The sequence below is a fragment of the bacterium genome (genome assembly GCA_035530055.1).
Taxonomy (GTDB): Bacteria; UBA6262; WVXT01; order WVXT01; family WVXT01; genus WVXT01.
In genome coordinates this window covers 1-6,514 of sequence record DATKVN010000094.1, presented here as the reverse complement: position 1 = coordinate 6,514, position 6,514 = coordinate 1, and the positions used below count along the sequence as shown (strand labels likewise).

Genomic DNA, 6,514 nt, shown 5'->3' with positions numbered 1-6,514 from the left:
GTCCCGATTCATCCAGCCCCTGCTCTCAGGAGCGGGATTCATCGGGACCACGCCCTTTGGGCCCGTCCCGATTTTCAATCGGGAACAGACTAAAAGAAAATCTTTTTCAGAAACCTATTAAAAATGCTTGACAGAAAAATAGATATTTTATAAAATCAAGAGGCGATGGAAACAGCAATATTAAGACAAATTGGTTTAGTAGTTGGCGCATATCTTTTGGGCTCGCTCTCTTCTGCATACTATATTACAAAGTGGAAGAAGGGAGCCGATATACGACAATTGGGTTCAGGTAATGCTGGAGCCAGGAATGTGATGTTAACGGTCGGAGCCTCCTTGGGGATTGGAGTAGCTATTTTCGATATACTTAAAGGTGCAATCCCAGTAATTTTTGCTAAGGCTCTCAAAATGCCCCCTCATGCCGTTACTCTCACAGCTCTGGCAGCAATTTCTGGACACAATTGGCCAATTTTTCTCCAGTTTCGTGGGGGGTCTGGCCTGGCAACTCTGGGAGGAGTGATTCTTCCCCTGATGCCTCGCGAGGCTTTTCTTCTCTCTTTGGTGGGGATGGGAATAGGTTGGACTTGGTTACATTTTCCTACCTGGTGTCAGAAAGCACCGCCTATAGAGAGTAGCTGTCTGGTTATATATGTTACCTGTCCTCTTCTGGCATGGTATTTTGGTGAGCCTATCTATTTAGTTACCCTTCCTCTCTATGTGGGAATCCCCATCATTATCCGGCGTATCTCTCTCCTTAAAAACGGGCTCTACCAACGAGTAGCCGAGTTCCGTAAGACCCATTAGTTAAAAATCCCACCAATAAATACTCTTTCCCTATTGCATTAGTTGGTGAATTATGTTAGAATAAACGCCGTATTATTTCATATCTGAAAGTATTTCATGAGGATAAAGAATTATGAAGACCGAAAAAGAGATGGAAAATATGGCAAGAAGTGCAAAGCTGGCAGCGAGGGCAATGGCCAATCTGAGCCCTTCGTTGAAGAATAAAGCACTCCTGGCCATGGCTAAAGCGATCGAGGAGAGAGCTGAAGATATCAAGTCCCAAAATAGAATCGATTTAAAAGAAGCTAAAGAAGCAGGTCTTAGCCCTGCGTTAATTGATAGGCTAACTTTAAATGATAAGAGAATTAAGAACATGGCTAAAGGTTTAGGGGAAATAGCCGAACTGCCCGATCCGGTTGGCGAAGTTATTGAACAGAAAGTAAGGCCCAATGGCTTAAGAATTGAAAAAGTCAGGGTTCCTCTGGGTGTTATAGCTATAATCTATGAATCGCGTCCCAATGTAACCGGTGATGCAGCAGGGTTATGTCTTAAGGCAGGTAATGCAGTTATCTTGCGTGGGGGTTCAGAGGCAATAAATTCTAATATGATTATCGCCAAGGTTTTGCAAGAGGCTGCTTATTCGTCAGGAATTCCTCAGGGCGCAATCCAGTTGGTGGAAACTACTGAGAAAGAAGCAGTATTCCAACTCATAAAGATGGATGAATTTATCGATGTGGTAATTCCTCGAGGTAGTGAAGAGATGATAAAGAATATAAAAGCGAACGCTACTGTTCCCGTGATTGGTCATGGTAAAGGACTATGCCACATTTATGTAGATAAGAATGCTGACCCGGGAATGGCAGAGAGGATATGTTTTAATGCTAAAGTGCAGAGGCCAGGCGTGTGCAATGCTATGGAAACCCTTTTAGTCCATAAGGATATTGCAGGTGAATTCTTACCCGGGATGATTAAGAAATTTGAGGAAGCAAAAGTAGAAATTCGCGGAGATGAGAAGAGCAAAAGTATCCTTCCCCATATTAACAGTGCCAGCGAAGAGGATTGGAGTACTGAATATCTGGATTTGATTCTCTCAGTCAAAGTTGTTGACTCTCTCTCAGAAGCCATAGACCATATCAATAGGTATGGATCGATGCATTCCGAGGCAATTGTAACCAGGGATAAAGATGCTGCCCAGAGATTTCTAAAAGAAGTGGATGCCTCTTCAGTTTTCTGGAATGCCTCTACCAGGTTTACCGATGGGGGAGAGTTCGGGATGGGGGCTGAGATTGGCATCTCCAACCAGAAACTCCATGCTCGGGGCCCAATGGGCGTGAAGGAGTTGACCAGTACGAAGTTTATAATATTTGGCGATGGGCAAATAAGGGGATAGATTCAAAATATGGTTTGTTCATCCCTGAGAGAAATGGGCTCAATAAATTGAGCCCCTACACGATGGTAGGGGTTCGATTCATCGAACCCGGATCATCAGGGCGGCTAAAATTCCTAAAGTTCTTCACAAACCATATTTTGAATGTTGTAGCTGCAGAGCGAAGTTCTGCGTCAGTGTAGGGGCGACACTCAGTGGTCGCCCGAAGGAGGGACGGCACAGAGTCCGTCCCCTACATAGAAAGCAAAGTTTCGCGTCATAAAAGTCTGTGGAGGGTAGGATGCGAATTGGGATTCTCGGAGGGATGTTTAATCCCATCCACTATGGGCACTTAGTTATCGCCAGTGAGGTTAAGGATAGACTTAATTTAGATAAGGTTATCTTTGTTCCTGCAGGAAAGGCGCCACATAAAAAGGTTAAAAGGGCTACTCCTGATGAACGGTATCAGATGGTTTCTCTGGCGATAAAGGGGAATTCTTCGTTCAAAGTTTCTCCTATAGAGATAGAAAAGAGCAAAATTGTAGATCGTCCTACTTTTACTCTGGAAACAATAAGAGAATTTATAAAGATTTATGGTAAGAGAGGGAAAATATATTTCATTGTTGGGTTAGACGAAATGCTAAAAATTTCTACTTGGAAAGAACCGAAGAAGTTGCTGGAACTGTGCAAATTTGTGGTAGTTACCAGGCCGGGTTATAAGTTAGGAAAGCTGGATAAAAGAATAACTTCTAAAGTTATAATGTTACAAGTTCCTGGCTTAGAGATTTCTGCTTCCCACATTCGAAAGAGAATAAAAACTGGCAAGCCAATCAAATATTTACTGCCCCAATCGGTAGAAGAGTATATCCTCAAGAAGAGACTCTACTCTTAGATGAAAAAGCTAAGAATTCCCATAAAGAAGTTAATTTTAGCTTTCATATTGATTTCTATAGCTCTATTTATCTTTTTTTCTTATAACGGCAAGGTCTTTCAATTTATCAGACAGGGGAAGCGAATCAATATCCTAGTTCTGGGATGCGATGAGCTGAAGTTTACCAAACATGCCGATGTAATAATGTTGTTGAGTTATGAACCCAGAACAAGATTCCTGGATGTCCTATCAATTCCCCGCGATACTAAAGTCCCCTGCTCAAAAGAGCTTTCCTGGCGCGGGTATAGAAAGATAAGTGAAATTTATGCCTTGGTATATAGGAAGAGTAAGACCATTGGTGAAGCTTGTCTTTCTTCAAAGAAAGCGATTGAGAATGTTTTAGAAATGGAAATACCATTCTACTTGCAGATTAATTATCAGGGAGTGATTGATATAATCGATACTATTGGTGGGGTGACGGTCAATATCGACGAACCAATGGATTATGATGATTATGCGGGAGACTTCCATATTCACTTTACAGTAGGAGAGAAAGGATTAAAAGGCAATGAAGTGTTAAAGTATATCCGATTTCGGGATAGGCTCCTCGGTGATAGAGGGAGAATTGAAAGGCAACAGAAACTCCTTAAACTCCTTATGGGAAAGCTAACAGAGGCGAAAGTTCTACTGAAAATTCCCCAAATCTATCGAAATATAAAAGACAATATCTGGACAAATCTTAACTTCTGGGATTTTTTAGCTCTGGCCAATGAGGTGAGAAGTTTCCACTACGAAAATCTGAGAGTCCAGAGTTTGCCTGGAAAATCGGAATATATTCGGGGAACAGACTATTGGATCCCGGATGAGAAAATGTCTGAAGAGGTTGTTCAGGTAATTATGAATAGTTATAGAATTGGTTGGAAAACTTCTCGGTCAGTCTATTCTGGGGAGAAGCTCGGTAGAATAGCAAAGGTGGAAGTATGGAATGCCACTAATAGAAAAGATTTAGCTTACAATGTCCAGCGTAAATTAAGGCAGTATGGAATCGATGCTGTTCGCTGGGGTAATTTTGGAATTTATAAGAAATATACTATAGTTATAGATCGTCTTGGCGATGTTGAATTGGCTCATAAAGTAGCAAAAATAGTTGGCTCGAGCGTGGTAAAAACTGAGATTGACAAGACGCGGTTTGTCGATATCTCAATTGTTCTCGGTAATGACTTTATGGGAGTCGGCGAGCCTGAATAAAGATTGGAGGACACAGGCAGATTCACATAGTAATGAATTTCAGAAATTTAGCTAAAGAATGTGCGGGTCTTGCCTTAGCGAAGAAGGCAAAAGAGATTTTAATATTGGACGTCCGTAAATTGACATCGATTACAGATTATTTCGTCATTTGTAACGGTAGATCTAATATACACGTGGAGACTATTGCTGAGTCGATAGTTTCAAAATTAAAAGGTAAAGGGATTCGCCCCCTCCATATAGAAGGAGAAAAACAGGCACAGTGGTTACTTATAGATTATGTGGGAGTAATTGTCCACGTGTTTTACGAACCGACAAGGAAGTTCTATGGGTTGGAGAAACTCTGGGCGGAAGGGAAAAAGGTAAAATTCCAAGAGGGAAAGAGAAAAAAGCCCAAGAGGTCAAGTAAATTATAAGAATTTTGAGGAAGGATAGATTGAGAATCAAAAATGAACTTAAAAAGGGAATCGATGAGGTGCTAAAGAAGTTGCATCTGGAGATTCCCGATTATAGTTTAGAATTTGCACCTGAAGAGACTGGTGGAGACTTTGCTACTAATGTTGCTTTAATAGCAGGGTCGAGAACAGAAAAGCTCTCTATAGAGATTGCCGAGGGTATCTCCAGAGCCCTTCAGGAAGTGGAACCTGACACAATAGAGCGCATAGAAGTAGCAAAACCTGGTTTCATTAATATATACATAGTGAGAAAACGGTGGCATAGAGAACTGGCTATGATTTTAAAAGAGGGGAAAAATTACGGGAAAACCAATATCGGCAAGGGAATGAAAATCCTGATCGAATTTGTCTCGGCAAATCCTACCGGACCTTTACATGTTGGACATGGCAGAGGTGCGTCCATTGGCGATTCTCTGGCAAACATCTTAAGAGAGACAGGATATCAGGTAGTAAAAGAGTATTATGTTAACGATATTGGCAACCAGATAGACCTCCTGGAAAAGTCGATAAACATAAAACAGAAAGAGTTACGCGGAGAGGATGTGTCTCTTCCCGAGGGTGCATATCGAGGAGCTTATGTAAAGGAGATAGCAGAAGAGCTTGAATCCAAATACGGCAAGAAGAAGTCATTCGATTGTCGGGAGTACGCCGTTCAGAAAATACTCAGTTGGGTAAGAAAAGATCTGGAAGATTTTGGGGTTAAGTTTGATAGATGGTTTTTTGAAAGTTCGCTTTACAAAAAAAATAAAGTTAAGAAAATTGTCAATTCATTGAAAAGCAAGAATTTAATTTACGAGAGGGACGGTGCACAGTGGTTTAAATCTTCTCAATTTGGTGATGAAAAGGACCGGGTAGTAATCAGGGAGAATAAGAAACCTACTTACTTTACTTCTGATATTACTTACCATTACCATAAATTCAAGAGAGGTTCTAAGAAAGTTATTAATGTCTGGGGTGCTGACCATCATGGCTATGTGGATAGGATAAGGGCGTCAGTAGCTGCTCTGGGAATTTCGCCAGAAGACCTGAAAATAATCCTTTATCAATTAGTGAGCCTGAGACGTGGGGGGCAACAGGTTTCAATGTCCACAAGGGAAGGTGAGTTTGTGACCTTGAGACAAGTTATGGAAGAGGTGGGGAAAGACGCCTCGAGGTTCTTCTTTTTGATGCGCGGAGCCGACAGTCGCTTGGATTTCGATCTGGAATTAGCCAAGAAACAGTCTCCGGAGAATCCTGTATACTATGTTCAGTATGCGCATGCACGAATCTGCAGTATCTTCCGGGAAAAGAGGAAAAAAGAATATAAAAAAGTCTCTCTTACGGAGAGAACCGAAGAAGAGGAGAAAGAGTCGATTGAGATCATAAAGAGGTTATCCCGATATCCAGAAGTTGTCAAGAATTGTGCCCAGAGGTATGAGCCGCACCATCTGACCGGATATTTACAAGACCTGGCTAAATGTTTCCACCATTACTATGATAAGTATAGAGTCTTAAGTGGTGATAAAAGCGCTACCCAATCCCGCTTAAAGATTGTGGGAGCGATTCAATTAGTGATAAGTAATGGTTTGGGTCTTTTGGGGATTTCCGCTCCCCAGAAGATGTGAACTAAAAGATAGTTTGTTCGTTGCTCAAGGAATTTCTTGACGTGGATAAGGCTGGAGTCCTCCCGAAAGGGAGGGTTCATAAAGGTAACCTTGCTTTCGCAAGGATTCCAGAATCTTTTGGAGTCCTCCCGAAAGGGAGGGTTCATAAAGGTAACCTTGCTTTCGCAAGGATTCCAGAATCTTTTGGAGTCCT

General features: G+C 41.7%; 6 protein-coding genes. All 6 read left to right on the top strand.

Annotation, left to right across the window (positions count from 1 at the left end):
* The first annotated feature begins 165 nt into the window (after positions 1–165).
* A complete protein-coding gene (locus VMW39_07270) occupies positions 166–801 on the top strand; it encodes a glycerol-3-phosphate acyltransferase (protein ID HUW23813.1) in 636 nt (211 codons plus the stop codon).
* Between the two features lie 112 nt (positions 802–913).
* Complete coding sequence (locus VMW39_07265) at positions 914–2,170, top strand: glutamate-5-semialdehyde dehydrogenase (GenBank protein ID HUW23812.1); 1,257 nt, start codon at positions 914–916, stop codon at positions 2,168–2,170.
* Between the two features lie 277 nt (positions 2,171–2,447).
* Positions 2,448–3,038, top strand: a complete 591-nt coding sequence (nadD, locus tag VMW39_07260) for a nicotinate-nucleotide adenylyltransferase (protein ID HUW23811.1) — start codon at positions 2,448–2,450, stop codon at positions 3,036–3,038.
* Positions 3,039–4,265, top strand: coding sequence for an LCP family protein (locus VMW39_07255; GenBank protein HUW23810.1), 1,227 nt, complete (start codon positions 3,039–3,041; stop codon positions 4,263–4,265).
* Positions 4,266–4,297: 32 nt separating this feature from the next.
* Positions 4,298–4,678: a ribosome silencing factor gene (rsfS, locus tag VMW39_07250; protein HUW23809.1), complete on the top strand. Its 381-nt coding sequence runs from the start codon at positions 4,298–4,300 to the stop codon at positions 4,676–4,678.
* 20 nt (positions 4,679–4,698) lie between these two features.
* On the top strand, positions 4,699–6,321 hold the full coding sequence (gene argS, locus VMW39_07245) for an arginine--tRNA ligase (GenBank protein ID HUW23808.1): 1,623 nt from the start codon (positions 4,699–4,701) through the stop codon (positions 6,319–6,321).
* Positions 6,322–6,514 lie beyond the last annotated feature (193 nt).